This is a genomic window from Gordonia lacunae (genome assembly GCF_002149015.1).
Classification (GTDB): Bacteria; Actinomycetota; Actinomycetes; order Mycobacteriales; family Mycobacteriaceae; genus Gordonia; species Gordonia lacunae.
The window spans coordinates 1-17,956 of the sequence record NZ_NGFO01000027.1 but is presented as its reverse complement, the minus strand read 5'-3'; the positions used below and the strand labels follow the sequence as shown (position 1 = coordinate 17,956).

Here is a 17,956-nt window from a genome sequence, read left to right as displayed (position 1 = left end):
CGAAGCGGGATCCCGGGGTCAGGTGAGGTTGCGCTTGAGGATCTTGCCCGCCGCGTTGCGGGGGAACTCGTCGACGAAGACCACCGACCGGGGGATCTTGAAGTTGGCGAGGTGTTCCTTGGCGTACGCGATGACCTGGGCCTCGTCGAGGTCGGCGCCCGCGCGGACCGTCAGGTAGGCGCGGCCGACCTCGCCGAGTCGGTCGTCGGGGACGCCGACGACCGCCGACTCGGTGACGCCGTCGATCCGGGCGAGGGTCTGCTCGATCTCCGCGGGATAGACGTTGAACCCGCCGCAGATGTACATGTCCTTGAGGCGGTCGGTGATCTTCAGGTTGCCGCGCTCGTCGAGGGTCCCGATGTCACCGGTGTGGAGCCATCCGTCGGCGTCGATCGTCGCGGCGGTGGCGTCGGGGTCGTCGAGGTATCCGACCATCACCATGTCGCCGCGGGCCAGTACCTCGCCGTCGTCGGAGAGCTTGATCTCCATGCCCGGGAACGCGCGCCCGCAGGTGGTGGCCACCGTCGTGTCGTCGTCGTCGGGGGTGCAGGTCGACACGAAACCGCTCGCCTCGGTGAGGCCGTAGGCGGTGATGACGGTGTCCACGCCGAGGTCCTGCTGGAGGCGTTCGACGAGGACGACGGGCACGATCGCGGCGCCGGTGATGACGATGCGGAGGCTGGAGAGGTCGTGGTCGGCGCGCTTCGGGTCGTCGAGGATGGTCTGGAAGATCGTGGGTGCGCCCGGGAACACCGTCGCGCGTTCGTCGGACACGAGCTTCATCGCCTGGTCCGGTGAGTAGACGGCGAGCGGCAGCATCGTCACACCGAACAGGACGCTCGGCAGGATGCCGGCCTTGTATCCGAACGTGTGGAAATACGGATTGACCATCAGGTAGCGGTCATCGGGGTGCAGTCCGGCGTTCGCGCCCCACCCGTACGACCCGGTCAGGGTCTGCCGGTGGGTTGCCAGCACGCCCTTGGATTTTCCGGTCGTCCCGGAGGTGAAGAGGATGTCGGAGATGTCGTCGGGGGAGACGGCGTCGGCGCGACGATCGGCCTCGGCCTGCGCGTCGTCGGATCCCCGTTCGAGGAACTCGTGCCAGTCGACCGCGCCGTCGGGAGCCGTCGTGCCGCGGGTCAGCGGCACCCGGATGACCACATCGGGCATCGAGTCGCGGTGGTCGCGCAGGAGTTCGGATGCGTGGTCGGCACCGAGGAACTCGCCCGACACGATGACGGCGCGGGCACCCGACCGTTCGATGATCTCGATCGCCTCGCCCGCGGTGTAGCGGGTGTTGAGCGGAACGAGTGTGGCACCCGCGTAGTGGACGCCGAGCGCCGCGATCGGCCAGTGGAAGCTGTTGGGCGACCAGATGGCGACCCGATCCCCGGCCTGGATGCCCGACGCCACCAGGGCGCCGGCGAAGGCGCGCACCACGCCGTGCAACTGCGCCCAGGTCAACTCGAGGCGCGGATGCGACGACGGGTGCCACTGGGCGTCGACGAGAGCGATACGGTCGGGCCAGGTGTGCGCTGCGCGACGCACGGCGGCCGGTGTGGTGGGGGAGGGGAGAGTCTCGTGCAGAGAGGTCTGCGCCATGCGCCCCAACCTAGCACTTGCTTGGTGCGTTATGCTAGCGCTCATGACCACGACGAATCTCGCCGATCGTGCCGTCGACCTGGGTGAATGGGCGAAATCGACACCGAACGCCACCACCGAGTTCGCGGCCGCGGTGCGGACGTGGCTCGACGAGAACCTGGCGGGCGACTTCGCCGATCTGAAGGGCCGGGGCGGCCCGGGCAGCGAACACGAGTTCTTCGCCGAACGCCTCGAATGGGATCGTCACCTCGCCGCCGCCGGCTGGACCTGCATCGGCTGGCCGGTCGAGTACGGCGGTCGGGGAGCGACACTCGAGCAGCGGATCATCTTCCACCGCGAATATGCCCGCGCGAACGCACCCGCGCGGGTGAACCACCTGGGCGAGGAACTGCTGGGCCCCACGCTGATCGCCTACGGCACCGACGAGCAGAAGCGACGTCTGCTGCCCGGGATCGTCGATGTCACCGAATTGTGGTCGCAGGGCTACTCCGAGCCGGGCGCCGGTTCGGATCTCGCGGGCGTGTCCACGTCGGCACGTCTCGAGGAGTCGAACGGCTCGGGCAAGTGGATCATCAACGGACAGAAGATCTGGACCTCCCTCGCCCATGTCGCGCAGTGGGTGTTCGTGATCGCGCGCACCGAGAAGGGATCGTCGCGCCATGCCGGTCTGAGTTTCCTGCTGGTGCCGCTCGACCAGCCGGGCATCACCGTCCGGCCGATCCAACAGCTCACCGGCACCTCGGAATTCAACGAGGTGTTCTTCGACGACGCGGAAACCGAAGCCGACCTGATCGTCGGCGAACCCGGCGACGGCTGGAAGGTCGCGATGGGACTGCTGCAGTTCGAGCGCGGTGTGTCGACGTTAGGTCAGCAGGTCGGATTCGCGCGCGAGCTGGGCAATCTCACCGATCTCGCGCGAGCCAACGGTGCGCTGGACGATCCGGAGATCGCATCGCGTCTGGCGCGCGCCGACATCGGGCTGACCGTGATGCGGGCGCACGCCCAACGGACGCTCGACGGCGACGTGACCTCGCAAGCGGGCGCCGGGAGCGGAGCGAGCGGGCCCAATCCAGCAGGCGCGGCGTCGGTCTCGAAGTTGTTGTGGGCCAACTGGCATCGCGATCTCGGTGAGCTCGCGATGGACGTCGTGGGCGCGCCGTCGCTGATCGGTCCGGCCGCGACCGCAGAGGGCAAGGCCAACGACATCACCGACCCGGAGAACGTCGAACTCGACGAATGGCAACGGCTCTACCTGTTCACCCGCGCCGACACGATCTACGGCGGCTCGAACGAGGTGCAGCGCAACATCATCGCCGAGCGGGTGCTCGGCCTACCCCGAGAGGCACGCTGAGATGACCGGAGTCGACGTCAACGGGACCCACGCGCCGGGTCGAGCACTCTCCCCGCTCGCCACCCCACCGGCCGAGATCTCCGGGCACGACCTGTTGCTGGGCAAGAAGGTCGTGGTGACCGCAGCTGCGGGAACGGGTATCGGCTTCGCTTCGGCCCGGCGGGCCCTGCTCGAAGGTGCAGACGTGCTCCTCAGCGACTGGCACGAACGGCGCCTCGGCGAGGCGGCCGAGAAGCTGGCCGCCGAATTCCCCGACCGCACGGTCGCCCAGCGCACCTGCAACGTCCAGGCGACCGCGGAGGTCGACGCCCTGATCGCCGACGCCGCAACTGAACTCGGGCGGATCGATGTGCTGGTCAACAATGCCGGACTCGGTGGGGAGACCCCCGTCGCCGAGATGACCGACGAGGAATGGGATCGCGTCCTCGACATCACGCTCACCGGCACCTTCCGCGCCACCCGGGCCGCTCTGCGGTACTTCGGCTCGGTCGAGCACAACGGCGTGATCGTCAACAACGCCTCCGTGCTCGGCTGGCGGGCTCAGCGCGGACAGGCGCACTACGCCGCGGCGAAGGCCGGGGTGATGGCCCTGACCCGATGTTCGGCACTCGAGGCTGCCGACGTCGGGGTGCGCATCAACGCGATCGCGCCGTCGATCGCGAAACACCCGTTCCTGGCGAAGGTCACCAGCGATGACCTCCTCGACGAACTCGCCTCCCGCGAGGCCTACGGGCGCGCCGCCGAGGTGTGGGAGGTCGCCGCGACCGTCGCGATGCTGGCCAGCGACTACACCACCTACCTCACCGGCGAGGTCGTCTCGATCTCCAGCCAGCGCGCCTGACCGCCACCGACTTCCACCGATTCAAGGAGCACCGACCATGACCACCCCCCAGGCCTACATCGTCGACGCCGTCCGCACCCCGGTCGGCAAGCGCAACGGCTCGCTCGCCAAGACCCACCCCGCCGACCTCGGCGCCCACATCATCTCCGCCCTCGTCGAGCGCACCGGAATCGACCCGGCAGCCGTCGACGACGTGGTGTTCGGCTGCCTCGACACCATCGGCGGACAGGCCGGCAACGTCGCCCGCACCGCCTGGCTCGCAGCCGGTCTCCCGCTCGAGGTGCCGGGCACCACCGTCGATCGTCAGTGCGGCTCCAGCCAGCAGGCCATCCACTTCGCCGCGCAGGGCGTCATGAGCGGTACCCAGGACATCGTCGTCGCCGGTGGTCTCCAGAACATGAGCGCCATCCCGATCTCGCAGGCGATGATCTCCGGCAAGGAATTCGGATTCACGACGCCCACAGCCGAATCCGCAGGATGGCAGGAGCGCTTCGGTGACTCGCAGATCTCGCAGTTCGTCGGCGCGGACATGATGGCCAAGAAGTGGGACATCAGCCGCGAGGACATGGAACGGTGGGCGCTGCAGTCACACGAGCGTGCCCGGGCGGCCATCGCCGACGGCAAGTTCGACAAGGAGAACATCGCGCTCGGCGACTGCGTCGTCGACGAATGCCCGCGCGAGACCTCGATGGAGAAGATGGCCGGCCTGCAGGTCCTCGCCGAAGGATCGCGGCTCACGGCGGCCGTCGCCTCACAGATCGCCGACGGCTCGTCGGCGACACTCGTCGTCTCCGAACGTGCGCTCGCCGAACACAACCTGACACCGCGGGCCCGCATCCACCACATGTCCGTGCGCGGCGACGACCCCGTGATGATGCTCTCCGCGCCCATCCCGGCCACCAAGCACGCCCTCGACAAGACCGGACTGTCCATCGACGACATCGACGTCGTCGAGATCAACGAGGCGTTCGCGCCCGTCGTGCTCGCCTGGCTCAAGGAGACCGGCGCCGACCCCGCCAAGGTCAACCCCAACGGCGGCGCCATCGCACTCGGCCACCCCCTCGGCGCCACCGGTGCCAAGCTGTTCGCGACCCTCCTCAACGAACTCGAGCGCACCGGCGGCCGCTACGGCCTGCAGACGATGTGCGAAGGCGGCGGGACCGCCAACGTCACCATCATCGAGCGGCTCGGCTGAGCCGCGGCGGTCAGCCGCGGGTGCGAAGGCGGCGGGACCGCCAACGTCACCATCATCGAGCGGCTCGGCTGAGCGACCCCTCTGCTGCCTGAGGTGCGAGGAGCGATAGCGACGAGCCTCGAAGGCCTGGTGACCCTTCGTGACCCTTCGTGACGCGCCTCCGCAGGCTCCGGCGCTCCTCAGGGAGCGGGGGTGTCGCGCCTCCGCAGGCTCCGGCGCTCCTCAGGGAGCGGGGGTGTCGCACCCCTCGACGTTTCGTTCCCGGGGTCGTACCATTCTGACAACAGGCGTGCCCACATGTGGGTGTGACCTGGCGCATACTATTGTGTGGGACAGGCGGACCGTTTCGTTCCAACGCCGCACGTCAGGTGCAGCACGACCTAGCTGAGGGGATCTCGATGACCAAGCCTGCTGAACACACCAGCACCGACGCGATTTCGACACGTGGGGTCTCGTCGGAGGCGCACACGCTGACCGAACTGGTCGAGATCCAGCGCGCGGCGTTCCTGCGCGACGGGATTCCCGACGCCGACACCCGCATCGACCGCATCACGCGGCTGGCGGCCCTGCTGCTCGACAACGCCGACGAGATCGCCGCGGCGCTGGCCGAGGATTTCGGCTCCCGTCCGCGTGAGCTGTCGCTGGCCGCCGACGTCGCCGGCTGCATGATCGATCTCGCCCATCAGCGCCGCGGCGTCAAGGACTGGATGGCCGAGTCCAAGGTCGCCAAGGTGCAGGGCCTGCTCGGATACAAGCAGAGCATCCGCCACGACCCGCTCGGCGTCGTCGCCATCATGGGGCCGTGGAACTTCCCGCTGCAGCTCACGATCGTGCCTGCGGGTTCGGCCTTCGCAGCCGGTAACCGGGTCATCCTGCGTCCGTCGTCGGTGACCGCGAAGACCACCGATGTGATCGCCAAGCACGCACCGAACTACTTCTCGATCGAGGAGCTGGCGGTCGCCACCTCCAAGCACGGTTCGGGTTCGGACTTCGCCAAGCTCAAGGTCGACCACATGTTCTTCACCGGCTCGCCCGGGGTGGGCGCCTCGGTGGCGCAGGAGGCCGCGAAGAACCTGATCCCGGTCACCCTCGAACTCGGCGGGAAGAACCCGGCCGTGGTCGACATCGACGCCGACATCGACAAGGCTGCGACGATGCTCGCCGATGCCCGCATGGTCAACGGCGGCCAGGTGTGCCTGTGCCCGGACTACGTCTTCGTCCCCGAGGCCAAGCTCGGTGAGTTCACCGACAAGGTCGTCGCACGGTGGACGAAGAACTTCCCGACGATCATCGACAACGAGCAGTACACCTCGACGATCAACCAGAAGAACTACGAGCGCATCCTCGGGCTCATCGACGACGCCGAGCAACTCGGCGCCACCAAGCGACAGGTGATCCCGGGCGGCGAGCCGCTGCCGGACGCCGAACGACGCAAGATCCCGCCGACGCTGCTCACCGGCGTCAAGGCGGGCATGAAGATCGAGGAGGACGAGGTCTTCGGTCCGGTGCTGACCGTGTACCCCTACCGCGACCTGTCCGAGGTCATCAGCCAGATCAGCTCGCACCCGCATCCGCTGACCATGTACTGGTGCGGCGAGCATAACGAGCGCTTCCAGAAACTCGCCGACAACACCCGCAGCGGCTCGATCAACGGCAACGACTTCGCCATCCACCTGTTCAGCGGTGAGCTGCCGTTCGCGGGCGTCGGCAACAGCGGGATGGGCGGATACCACGGCCGCACCGGCTTCGAGACGTTCAGCCATGCCCGGGCCGTCGCGTTCTCGACGCTGCCCGTGAGCGTCGCCGAGATGATGTCGCCGCCGTTCCTGCCCAAGGACACCAAGCTGACCAACAATCAGCTCAAGCTGTGGAAGTTCTTCAACAACCGCGCCATGAAGAAGGTGCGCAAGCGCCTCGGCGCATAGAATCGGTCGCTCTGGCCGGGATCGTCTTCCGACGGTCCCGGCCAAGCGCTTGCTAGGGTGAGCGCAGACTCTCTCAGGAGGATGCGCTTGTCACCACGAGGTCAGACCAGGATCGACGCGAACGGCCGGGCCGAGACGACCGCGGCCGTCGCAGACGGCAAGTCCGCCGGCGGTCCGCGCACCGACGCACCGGCCCGCTCGTCGCGTCGGGACGAGCTGCTGGCCACGGCCGGGCGGATGTTCGCCGAGCAGGGCCTCCGGTCGACGACGGTCCGGGACATCGCCGACGCGGCCGGCATCCTGTCCGGCAGCCTCTATCACCACTTCGACTCCAAGGAGTCGATGGTCGACGAGATCCTGCGGAGCTTCCTCGACGACCTGTTCGCGCGCTACCGGCAGATCGCGGCGTCGAGCAAGTCGGCGACCGAGACCCTGCGCGGCCTCGTCATCGCGTCGTTCGAGTCCATCGATGCCGAACGCAACGCGGTCGCGATCTATCAGGACGAGGCGAAGCGTCTCTCGGGCCAAGAACGCTTCGCCTACATCTCCGAGCTCAACGTCGAGTTCCGGCAGCTGTGGCAATCGGTACTGCAACGCGGCGTCGAGAACGGGGAGTTCCGGGCCGATCTCGACGTCGAACTCGTCTACCGCTTCATGCGCGACACGGTGTGGGTCGCCGTGCGGTGGTACCGGCCCGGCGGCACGATGTCGGTCGATTCGATCGCCGACCAGTACCTGTCGGTGGTTCTCGACGGCATCCTGCCGCGCTGACCGCCGACACCCCGTTCCCTGAGGAGCGCCCGGAGCTTGCGGGCCGACACCTCTCGCCCTGAGGAGCGCCCGGAGCTTGCGGGCCGACACCCCGCTCCCTGAGGAGCGCCCGGAGCTTGCGGGCCGACACCTCGCTCCCTGAGGAGGGCCCGGAGCTTGCGGAGGGCGCGTCACGAAGGGTTCGCGCCCGCGGTCCCGAAACCTTCGTCGAGTTAGGGTAGCTTTCCTTTCCCAGCGTCCGGCCGTTATTGTGCGCATATGACAATTGGCGGAACCGATGTGGCCGCGCCGGCACCAGTCTCCGACGTCGACGTCGACGCCGCACCCGACGATCCGAAAGCCGCGCGCGCCCAGGCCCGATCCGAGTCCAAGGCGAAAGCCGCCGCCCTCGCCGACGTCCTGGCGCCGGTGAAGAAGCGCACTCTGCTCGCCCAGTTCGTCCAGATCTTCGCCTCCGCCGCAACGGTGGTGCCGTTCATCGGGATCGTCGAACTCGGGCGCATCCTGCTCGAACCGGGACCGGTCGATTCCGGGCGCGTCTGGCTGGTGGTGTGGCTGGTCGTCGGTGGGCTCGGCGCCCGCGCCGCCTTCAGCTTCCTCGCGCTCGCGATCACCCACTTCGCCGATCTCGATCTCCAGGCGCAACTTCGAACCCGCATCGCGGACAAGCTCGGTCGGCTCCCGCTGGGCTGGTTCAGCCGCACCAGCTCCGGCGCCGTTCGCAAATCGGTGCAGAACGACGTCGCCGACCTGCATTACCTCGTCGCCCATGCGACGGTCGAGGCGACGGCCGCGACCCTGTCGCCGATCTTCGCGCTGATCTACTGCTTCTACCTGGACTGGCGCCTCGGGCTCCTGGCCGTCGCCACCGTGCCGCTGTACGCCCTGACCTACTCCTACATGGCTCGCGATCTCACGACCGAGATGGAGAAGATGGACAAGGGTGTGGCGCGGATCAGCGCCACCATCGTCGAGTTCATCTCCGGTGTCGCCGTCGTGAAGACGTTCGGGCAGACGGGCAAGGCCCACCGACGTTTCGTCGACGCCGCCGACGAGTTCAACGACGACTTCGCCGGCTACATGGGCCCGATGCTGCGCGTCCAGGCGGTCACCACCGTCCTGATCAGCGCGCCCCTGATCCTGCTGGTCAACCTCGGGGTCGGGTACTGGCTCGTCGACAACGGGTGGGTCCAGCCCATCGAACTCGTCGGCTCGACGCTGATCGCCATGGTGCTGCCCACCGCTCTGCTCACCGTGTCCACCGCGGTGCACACCCGCCAGCAGGCCTCGGCCGCGGCGCTGCGTATCGCCGCGCTGCTCGCCGAACCCGAGCTCGATGTCCCCGACACTCCGCAGGTGCCCGCCGGACACGACGTGCGGATCGAGAACGTGCACTTCACCTACCCGCCGCGTCTCGGTGTGCCGTCCGGGGTGAAGGCGCTCGACGACGTCAGCGTCGAGCTGACCGAAGGTACCGTGACCGCGCTCGTCGGGCCGTCGGGAAGCGGGAAGTCGACGCTCGCGACGCTGCTGCCCCGCTTCGGCGACCCCGACTCCGGTGCGGTGCGCATCGGCGGGGTGGACGTGCGGGACATCGCCCCCACCGAGCTCTACCGCCACGTCGGTTTCGTGCTGCAGGACGTGCAGCTGTTGACGATGTCGGTGCGCGACAACATCCGGCTCGGCCGTCCGGACGCGAGCGACGAACAGGTCCACGACGCCGCCCGGGCCGCGCAGATCCACGACCGGATCCGGGAGCTGCCCGAGGGCTACGACACCGTCGTGGGCGATGGTGCACACTTCTCGGGCGGTGAGGCGCAACGCGTCTCGATCGCGCGGGCTCTGCTCGCCGACACGCCGATCCTCGTCCTCGACGAGGCCACCGCCTTCGCCGACCCCGAGTCGGAGGCGCAGATCCAGCAGGCCATCGGCGCGCTGATGGTCGGGCGAACCGTGCTCGTCATCGCCCACCGGCTCGGCTCGATCACGCACGCCGACAACATCGTCGTCCTCGACCGGGGCCGGGTCGTCGAACAGGGCCGGCAGGACGAACTGGTCGCCCGCGGCGGGCTGTACGCGTCGATGTGGGCCGCCTACGAGGCCGGGACCACCCGACAGGACGAGGAGATCGCGCGCGGCGCGGTCACGAGCAGCGAGGTGGCACGATGATCCGCGGTTTCTACACGATCCTGGGTTCCGAACGTGCCCGCATGGTCGTCTTCCTGACCTGGGTGGTCGTCTACGGCGTCGCGCAGGGGTTGGCGATGCTCACCCTGGTCCCGATCGTCGAACACCTCCTGACCGGTGATCTGTCCGCCGCCGCGGCGTGGTTGTGGCCGTTGGCCGTGCTCGTCGTCATCTGCGCGGTGAGCGCTTATGTGCAGTCGCTCAAGGGCATGACGATGGCGCTCTACGCGATGCGCATGCTGCATCACCGGCTCGGCGATCACATGGTCACGCTGCCGCTCGGCTGGTTCACACGCGACCGCGTCGGCGACGTCTCCCAGATCGCGGTCAAGGGAACGATGTTCGTCGGCAGCACCGGTGCGCACTACATCACCCCGGTCGTGGTCAACACCGTCAGCTCCGTGGTCGTCGTCATCGGCATCTGCTTCTTCGACTGGCGCATCGGCCTTCTCATGGTCGCCGGGACACTGCTCTTGATGTACGTCGGCAAGCTGTCGAGCTCGTTCCTCGCGAAGTCCGAGGGCCGCAAGCGCGCCGAGGCCGTCAAGGTCAACAACCGCGTGCTCGAGTTCGCCCGCTGCCAGGCCGTGCTGCGGGCCTTCGGCGATTCGGACTCCGCACACAAGCCGCTCGCCGACGCGCTCGGACAGCAGGCGCGCGTGGGCAAGTCGATGCTCTGGCGCTCGATCCTCGGCATCTTGCTGAACGGGTTGTCGGTGCAGGTCGTCTTCAGCGCCGTGCTCGCGCTCGGCGCGTGGCTGGCCGTGGCAGGCCACATCGAACCGGCGCTGCTGATCGCCGTCTTCGGACTCGCGGCGCGCTTCTTCGGCCCGATCGGCGAACTCGCCGAACTGGGTTCGACGCTGCGCATGTCCACCGACGAGATCAACCGCATCACCGGTGTGCTCGACACCGACCGGATGCCCGCGCCCGAGCAGCCGGCGCCGATCACCGAACCGGGTGCGGTCGAACTCGACGGTGTCGCCTTCGGATACGAGACCGGTGCGCAGGTCCTGCGCGACGTGTCCCTGCGTGCCCGCCCGGGCACGATGACCGCACTCGTCGGCCCCTCCGGCTCGGGCAAGTCGACCATCTTCCGCCTGATCGCCCGGTTCTACGATGTCGACGGCGGCGTTGTGAAGGTCGGTGGCGTCGACGTGCGGGAGCAGGAGACCGGTGCACTCATGGGCCAGTTGTCCCAGGTGTTCCAGGATGTCTATCTCTTCGATGACACCCTGTGGGAGAACATCAAACTCGGGCGTCCCGATGCCTCCGACGACGAGATTCGCGCGGCGGCCGAGACCGCCGGGGTCACGTCGATCGTCGACCGCCTGCCCGATGGCTGGCACACGGTCGTCGGCGAGGGCGGTTCGGCGCTGTCCGGCGGTGAGCGGCAACGTGTCTCGATCGCCCGCGCGCTGCTGAAGGACGCCCCGATCGTGCTCTTCGACGAGGCGACCAGTGCTCTCGATCCCGAGAACGAGTCCCACGTCGCCGAATCCATCCGCCGCCTCGCCGACCGGAGCACGGTGCTCGTCATCGCACACAAGCTCTCGACGGTGATCGCCGCCGACCAGATCGTCGTGCTCGACGACCAGGGCGGCGTCGACGACATCGGCACCCACGACGAACTCCTCACCCGCGGTGGGCGTTACACCGAGTTCTGGAATCAGCGGACCGCCGCCGCCGGGTGGACGCTGACACCGTCGGCGTAGGCGCGCCCTCACGAGGCAGTGAGAACGGGTCGGACCTGTCGGCCTCATTCCAGGACGGATCGCCCCCGCCCCGCCGGATCTGTAGCGAAAGGGCGCACTGTGCGACCCGATTCTCGCTACCAGATCCCGGCGGTCGGGGCCTGTTGTCCACTGTGGAGTTGTCAAAGGTCGTGTGGCATCGGGGTTCGACGCCCGGAGGGTCTTGGGCAGTGGCGGCTAGGCGAGTACGTCGTCGAGTCGCATCGTGCGCCGGTTGTAGGCGGGTCGGGGTAGACGCTTCGGGTCGATGTCGGCGGGTGGGATGAGCCACGGATGCCTGTCAGGGCCCATCACCACCTTCCACCCGTGATGGTGGACTTGGGTGTGACAGCGTTGGCAGAGTAGGCACCCGTTGTCCAGGTCGGTCGGCCCGCCATCGACCCAGGCGACGAGGTCGTGGACTTGGGTATGTGCGGCGGGGGCACCGCATTTCACACAGCACACATCCCGCACGATGATCGCCTGGCGTAGGTGATGCGGGAACAATCGTTTCGTGGTGCCCATCTGTAATGGCACCCCTTCGGCGTCGAGGACGATCTCGGCGACCCCGCCGTCACACGACAGGCGCCGCGCGGTCGACCCTGAGACTGCCCCGACCCACGGCAACCGCGCCGGATCGACCCCGTCAGCGGGGATGGTGACCAGTAGTTGGGTGCGGGGTGCGCCGGCGGTGGTCATCGCCGCCCCGATCGCAGCCTGATCCAACAGAAGCTCCAGTCCGTCTGCCCGGCGTTGCCCGACATCACGGCGGTCGTCGGCGCCGTCGGGCTCGGGGCGTGGGCAGGAGCGTTCGTCGATCATCGACAGGAACTTCTCGCCGATCACCGCGGTCACATCGGCGGCGATGGCAACTCTGCCTTCTTCGGTCACCCTGGTGTGCAGGTTGTTCAGCGACGCATCATCGGCTGCCGTGACCGCGTTCGGATCAGTGTCAGCGACCCGCATGGCGATAGTGCGGGCAGAGCCGTCGATCTCGGCGGGAGTGGCACCGGAGAACGCCTGCGCCAGGAGCTCGCTCTCGAACCCCGACCGGTCGTCGTCGGACAGCGGCGCCGGTGTCTGTTTGTCGATGAACGCGATGCCGCGCACCACCGCATCGACACACTCAGCCGCGAGATAACCCTCAGCCGCGCAGCCGGCGACCTTCGGCACCGATCCCAGGCCGCCGGCGATCCGCACACCGCGGTGGGCCACCGCAGGCGGCATCCCCATCTCGATCAGCCACGACCGGGTCGTCGATCCCGCCCGCGCCGGCGCACCCGAAGCCTCCAATAACGCGATATGAACAGCGATCTGGTGTTCGACGACGTTGCGCAGCACGCGTAGTTCATCGAGGCGGTCGAACACCGCGCGGCCACTCCCGTCATCGGGCGGTGGCTGCAGAGAAATCAAGGTGTCGCGGAGCTCGGTGATCGAGGTCATGACATCAAGGTACTCGCCAAAACGTTCGACGACGAGGTTTCTCCACAGCCCTCGATATCTTCGATTCGGCTGTGCTGCAGCTGATGTCACACCGGCATCAGCGGTGAACCGTGGTGGACGGTGGTGAACAGAAACCCCACCAGTCACAAGCGGGCTACCCATTGCTCAGGGAGCGGCGGGAGCACGTACTCGTGGCGCTTGGGGTCAGGGAGCGGTGGTCGCGACACCGCGGGCCGACCATCGCCCGTCCTGGTGGGCGATCTCGATCGGGTAGTCGAAACACTCGGTGACCAGCGCGGTGGTGAGGACCTCGTCGACGGGACCTGCGGCGAGGATTCGGCCGCCGGTCACCAGCACGGCATGCGTGGTCGTCTCGGGTAGCTCCTCGAGGTGATGGGTGACGAGCACGGTCGCGAGTTCGGGGTGCGTGCGGTGGAGTCGGTCGACGGTCTGCAGAAGTCGCTCGCGCGCGGCCACGTCGAGGCCGGTCGACGGCTCGTCGAGCAGCAGGAGCTGCGGATCGGACAGCAGCGCGCGGGCGATGAGTGTCCGGCCGCGTTCGCCCTGCGACAGGTTCGTCCACGGCGCCGACGCGAGCGCGCGCAGGCCGAGCATCTCGATCAGTTCGTCGGCGCGAGCGAGTGTCTCCGGTGCGGGTTTCCGGTGGTCCATCAGCTCGGTCGTGCCGGTCGCACCGGTCAGCACGACCTCGCGGATGGTCAGCGGCGATCGCAACGGATGCCGCGGATTGACGTGGCCGATGGACTCACGCAACTTGCGGATCTCGACCCGTCCCAGCTGGTGTCCGAGGACATGGACCGTGCCGTGCGTCGGATGCTGTTCGGCGCCACACAGGCTCAGGATCGTCGACTTACCCGCACCGTTCGGGCCGATGAGCGCCCACCGCTCGCCGGCCCTGATGGTGAGGTCGATGTCGGTGAGTATCGCGCGGGACTGCCGCACGAAACCGACTGAATCCAGGCGCAGGACATCCGGGGTCGTCACGATGCGAACCTACCGGACCCTTCGTGACGGCCCTCCGCACGCTCCGGGCCTCCTCAGGGGGCGGGGGTGACGGCCCTGCGCACGCTCYGGGCCTCCTCAGGGGGCGGGGTGACGGCCTGCGTACGATCCGGGGCGCCCCTAACCCAGCGACCCGAGGGCCTTGAGTCGTTCGTGCGCCTGGGTCATGATCGACTGGATCAGCTCGTCGCAGCTCGGCAGGTCCTCGATCATGCCGACCACCTGGCCGGAGGCGAGTACCCCGGCGCGGGTGTCGCCCTCGACGAGTCCGGCCTTGAGCAGCATGGGTGTGTTGCCGGCCATGATGACCTGCTGCCACGAGCGTTCGCCCGACTTCTTCATCGTGCGACCGTCTTTGAGCATCGTCGTCCAGCGCATGCCGGTCATCTGTTTGAACTCGTTGGCGTTGCGGGCCGCGGCGACGAGCGCCTTGACTCCGCTCCCGCTCTCCAGCGCCTCCACCAGCGGGGTACGCAGGACACGATGCGGCATGCCGTCGACCTTCACCGACACGACGGTGTCGTTGAGTCCGCGTCCGAGGTACTCCTGCTTGACCGAATCGGGCACGGCGCTGTCCGAGGTCAGCAGGAACCGGGTGCCCATGGCGACGCCCTGCGCTCCGTACGCGAGAGCGGCGGCGAGTCCGCGGCCGTCGAAGAATCCGCCTGCCGCGACCACCGGCATGTCGATGTCCTTGGCGGCCAGCGCATCCAGCACCGATGGCAGCAACAGCGTGGTGGCGACCGGCCCGGTGTGGCCGCCGCCCTCACCGCCCTGCACGATCACCGCATCGGCACCCCATGATGCGACTTTCACGGCGTGTTTGGCCGCGCCGATCGACGGGATCACCACGATGCCGTTGTCCTTGAGCTTCGCGATGAGCTCGGGTTTGGGTGCCAACGCGAAGGACGCGACCTTGACACCCTCGCGGATCAGCAGGTCGATCCGCTCCGGGGCGTCGGTGGCGTCGGCGCGCATGTTCACGCCGAACGGCTTGTCGGTCAGCGCCTTCGTCTTTCCGATGGCGGTCTCGAGTTCGGCGTAGGTCATCGTCGCCGACGCCAGGATTCCCAAGCCGCCGGCATTCGAGGTGGCCGAGGTCAGCGACGGTCCGGACACCCAGCCCATGCCGGTCTGGACGATGGGGTACTCGATGCCGACGAGGTCGGTGAACGCCGTCGGCAGACCGGCGGCGCGCGCCGGACTCGGTTGCCCGGTGGTGGGGTCGCTCATCGGACCTCCTTGTCGCGGACGTCCTTCGGATCGAGGACATCCCGGATCAGGCCGAGCTCCTCTGCCGTCGGCCTGCGCGTCTCCGGTGCGTCGGCGAGGCCCTCGATCTCGAAGCCGGTGTTCTCGGCGACCTCGTCGGCGCCGACTCCCGGGTGCAGCGACAGCGCCCGCATGGTGTGGCCCTCGCCGCCGAAATCGAAGACGCCGAGATTGGTGACGACGCGATGGATGTTCAGGTCGTCGAAGACGGGGTTCTCCGGGTCGACCTTGTCGTAGCCGACGCCCGACACGATGTCGACGGACTCGCCGAAGACGCGCGCGGTGTGGCGGGCCACCCAGTAGCTGGTGGGGTGGTTGATGGTGTTGCCGGGAGCGCCACGCACGCCGAACATCTGGCGAGTGGGATGCTGCAACGGACCGAAGGCCGACAGGTTCTGATTGCCGTGCCGGTCGATCTGGTTGGCGCCCATGACCACATGACGACGGCCCGATGCCACGACGTCGAAGACCTTGCGGAAGGGCATCCAACCCTCGATCGGCCCGGTCTTGCCGATGGGCGGGGTGTCGGCGAGGATCAGGGCCTCGCCGTCGGTGATCAGCAGATCGGGTTCGGTGGTCAGACGGGCCAACCGGGCGCCGAGCAGGGGAGTGGGGGCCATCGGCGAGGCCATGATCTCGCCGGCTCCGGCGAAGATGTCGGCGCATGAGATGACGCAGTACTCGGCGCGAGTCGGTTCACCCGACGGGGACGAATCACCAGGCGTGGTCGCGGTTTCGGCGGTGCTCACTGTCCGGTCTCCTTCTGCTCGTCCTGCCAGGCGGCCACTTCTCGCTGGTACGTCTGCTCGTCGACGTCGAGGAATCGGCGCGAGAATGCCGCCCAGGTCTCGGGCTCCTTGGCGGAGGCCACATAGAACTGCTGGAACTTCTCATCCCGCCCATAGTCACCGGCGAACGTGAAGTGCGCACCGTTGGGCGCGTGGACGACCCGGTCCACGGCCATACGGTTGAGCAGAAGGCGCTGGTGCGGAACGGTTTTGACGAGCACCTCGGTAGAGACGATCTGATCGACCTCGAGGTAGCGGCGTTCGGCGGCCGCGCAGTAGAGATCGTCGAAGTACGGATCGACCCCGGTGTAGGCGGCGTTGCCGTGGACGTCGGCCAGATCCAGGTGGACGAAGGCGGCGTCGAGTTTCAGCGCCGGCATCGCCACCAGGGTCTGGGTGCGGCCGTCGGCGTCGGGATAGGGCGAGGTGACGGTCTTCAGCTCACCCTCCCAGAAGTTGAGGACGTCGGAGCCCAGGCCGGCGCGGATGGGCAGGAACGGCACGCGCGCGGCGGCTGCCTCCAGGCCGCATTTCACCATCCCCTCGTCCATCTCGCGAACCTCGATCTCGCCGTTGGTGCGCGCCTTGGCGAACCACGGGTCGTAGAACGGCGCCGAGTCGAGCGAAACGAAGCCGTAGTACGCCCGGCGCACCTTGCCTGCGGCGCAGAGCAATCCGAGGTCGGGCCCGCCGTAGGTGACCACGGTGAGGTCCTTGACGTCGGAGCGGGCGAGTGCGCGCACCAGTGCCAAGGGCTTACGGCGCGAACCCCATCCGCCGATGCCGATGGTCATCCCGTCGCGCAACTCGGCGATGACGTCGTCGAAAGTGCTCGTCTTGTCGGTGGGCATGTCAGGAACGTCCTCCGTCCGAGGCGGAATTCGCGGCGAGTGGCTTGCCGGTGGAGACGAACGCGTCGCGGTGCTCGTCGGCGACGCCGGCCAGGTTCAGCTCGAACGTGTAACCCTGCTCGAGGCGGTAGCTGGCCTTCACGTCGACCGGATCGATGTTGTTGATCGCTTCTTTCGCCGCGCGGATCACGCGAGTGTCCTTGGCGGCGATGGCCTCCGCGATCTCGAGTGCGGCGTCGAGCAGCTCCTCGCGCGGCACGACCCGATATACCGACCCGAAATGCTCGAGTTGCTGGGCGGTGACGTTCTTGGCGGTGAAGTACAGGGTGCGCATCATGTGCTGGGGAACGAGACGCGCGAGATGCGTTGCCGCGCCGAGTGCTCCGCGATCGACCTCGGGTAGTCCGAAGACGGCGTCGTCGGAGGCCACGATGACGTCGGCGTTCCCGACGAGGCCGATGCCGCCGCCCACGCAGAACCCGTTCACGGCGACGACGACGGGCACGGCGCAGTCGTAGACGGCGCTGAACGCGGCGGCGCATCCGCGGTTGGCGCCGATCAGGGCGTCGAAGCCGTCGGTGGCCTGCATCTCCTTGATGTCGACGCCGGCGTTGAATCCGCGTCCCTCCGCCCGCAGGACCACGACGTGGGTGGTCGGGTCCGCTCCCGCGGCGGTGATGGCGTCGCCGAGTTCGAACCACGCGGCCGATGGCAGCGCGTTGACCGGCGGATAGTCGACGGTGACCGTCACGATCCCGGTATCGGAACGTGTCGTGGTGATCGGCACGCGGGCTCCTCTCATGGGGCGGTTCGGACAGCCCGGAGGACTGTGGAAGCGCACCAAGCAAGTGCTTGGTTGTTTGGTAGGGTAGCACCCATGCAGACGCAGTCACAGGTCGAGCTGGGCCTGGTCGGGAAGGTCGTGCTGGTCACCGGTGGGGCGCGCGGGGTGGGGGCGGGGATCACCCGCGTCC

14 protein-coding genes are annotated in these 17,956 nt (G+C 68.0%); 7 read left to right on the top strand and 7 right to left on the bottom strand.

Going from position 1 to position 17,956, the window contains the following annotated elements; genetic code table 11:
* Nucleotides 1-18 precede the first annotated feature (18 nt).
* Nucleotides 19-1,602 (bottom strand): FadD3 family acyl-CoA ligase, encoded by a 1,584-nt coding sequence (locus CA982_RS20020; RefSeq protein ID WP_086537000.1) that lies wholly within the window; start codon nt 1,600-1,602, stop codon nt 19-21.
* Between the two features lie 43 nt (nt 1,603-1,645).
* Here CA982_RS20020 and CA982_RS20015 point away from each other — a divergent pair, with 43 nt between their 5' ends.
* The 7 genes from CA982_RS20015 to CA982_RS19985 all read left to right on the top strand — a co-directional run bounded on the left by CA982_RS20015 (nt 1,646) and on the right by CA982_RS19985 (nt 11,587).
* A complete protein-coding gene (locus CA982_RS20015; RefSeq protein ID WP_086536999.1) occupies nt 1,646-2,953 on the top strand; it encodes an acyl-CoA dehydrogenase family protein in 1,308 nt (435 codons plus the stop codon).
* Nucleotide 2,954: 1 nt separating this feature from the next.
* Nucleotides 2,955-3,794, top strand: a complete 840-nt coding sequence (locus CA982_RS20010) for an SDR family oxidoreductase (protein ID WP_086536998.1) — start codon at nt 2,955-2,957, stop codon at nt 3,792-3,794.
* Between the two features lie 37 nt (nt 3,795-3,831).
* On the top strand, nt 3,832-4,989 hold the full coding sequence (locus tag CA982_RS20005; protein WP_086536997.1) for an acetyl-CoA C-acetyltransferase: 1,158 nt from the start codon (nt 3,832-3,834) through the stop codon (nt 4,987-4,989).
* 398 nt (nt 4,990-5,387) lie between these two features.
* The gene (locus tag CA982_RS20000; protein WP_086536996.1) at nt 5,388-6,914 is read left to right on the top strand and encodes an aldehyde dehydrogenase family protein; all 1,527 of its coding nucleotides are present in this window, start codon (nt 5,388-5,390) and stop codon (nt 6,912-6,914) included.
* Between the two features lie 87 nt (nt 6,915-7,001).
* On the top strand, nt 7,002-7,685 hold the full coding sequence (locus CA982_RS19995) for a TetR/AcrR family transcriptional regulator (protein WP_086537049.1): 684 nt from the start codon (nt 7,002-7,004) through the stop codon (nt 7,683-7,685).
* Between the two features lie 258 nt (nt 7,686-7,943).
* Nucleotides 7,944-9,854: an ABC transporter ATP-binding protein gene (locus CA982_RS19990; RefSeq protein ID WP_086536995.1), complete on the top strand. Its 1,911-nt coding sequence runs from the start codon at nt 7,944-7,946 to the stop codon at nt 9,852-9,854.
* A complete protein-coding gene (locus CA982_RS19985; RefSeq protein ID WP_086536994.1) occupies nt 9,851-11,587 on the top strand; it encodes an ABC transporter ATP-binding protein in 1,737 nt (578 codons plus the stop codon). The genes CA982_RS19990 and CA982_RS19985 overlap by 4 nt, the downstream gene beginning before the upstream one ends.
* Nucleotides 11,588-11,803: 216 nt before the next feature.
* Here the strand turns inward: CA982_RS19985 and CA982_RS19980 are convergent, their stop codons facing one another.
* The 6 genes from CA982_RS19980 to echA20 all read right to left on the bottom strand — a co-directional run bounded on the left by CA982_RS19980 (nt 11,804) and on the right by echA20 (nt 17,769).
* Entirely contained in the window at nt 11,804-13,048 is a 1,245-nt protein-coding gene (locus CA982_RS19980; protein ID WP_086536993.1) for an HNH endonuclease signature motif containing protein, read from the bottom strand.
* 204 nt (nt 13,049-13,252) lie between these two features.
* The gene (locus tag CA982_RS19975; protein ID WP_086536992.1) at nt 13,253-14,053 is read right to left on the bottom strand and encodes an ABC transporter ATP-binding protein; all 801 of its coding nucleotides are present in this window, start codon (nt 14,051-14,053) and stop codon (nt 13,253-13,255) included.
* A gap of 138 nt (nt 14,054-14,191) precedes the next feature.
* The gene (locus CA982_RS19970; RefSeq protein WP_086536991.1) at nt 14,192-15,304 is read right to left on the bottom strand and encodes an NAD(P)H-dependent flavin oxidoreductase; all 1,113 of its coding nucleotides are present in this window, start codon (nt 15,302-15,304) and stop codon (nt 14,192-14,194) included.
* A complete protein-coding gene (locus CA982_RS19965; RefSeq protein ID WP_086536990.1) occupies nt 15,301-16,092 on the bottom strand; it encodes a CoA-transferase subunit beta in 792 nt (263 codons plus the stop codon). The genes CA982_RS19970 and CA982_RS19965 overlap by 4 nt, the downstream gene beginning before the upstream one ends.
* On the bottom strand, nt 16,089-16,982 hold the full coding sequence (locus CA982_RS19960) for a CoA transferase subunit A (RefSeq protein ID WP_086536989.1): 894 nt from the start codon (nt 16,980-16,982) through the stop codon (nt 16,089-16,091). Before CA982_RS19960 ends, CA982_RS19965 begins: the two co-directional genes overlap by 4 nt.
* A gap of 1 nt (nt 16,983) precedes the next feature.
* Nucleotides 16,984-17,769, bottom strand: coding sequence for a (7aS)-7a-methyl-1,5-dioxo-2,3,5,6,7,7a-hexahydro-1H-indene-carboxyl-CoA hydrolase (gene echA20 / locus CA982_RS19955; RefSeq protein ID WP_086536988.1), 786 nt, complete (start codon nt 17,767-17,769; stop codon nt 16,984-16,986).
* Nucleotides 17,770-17,956 lie beyond the last annotated feature (187 nt).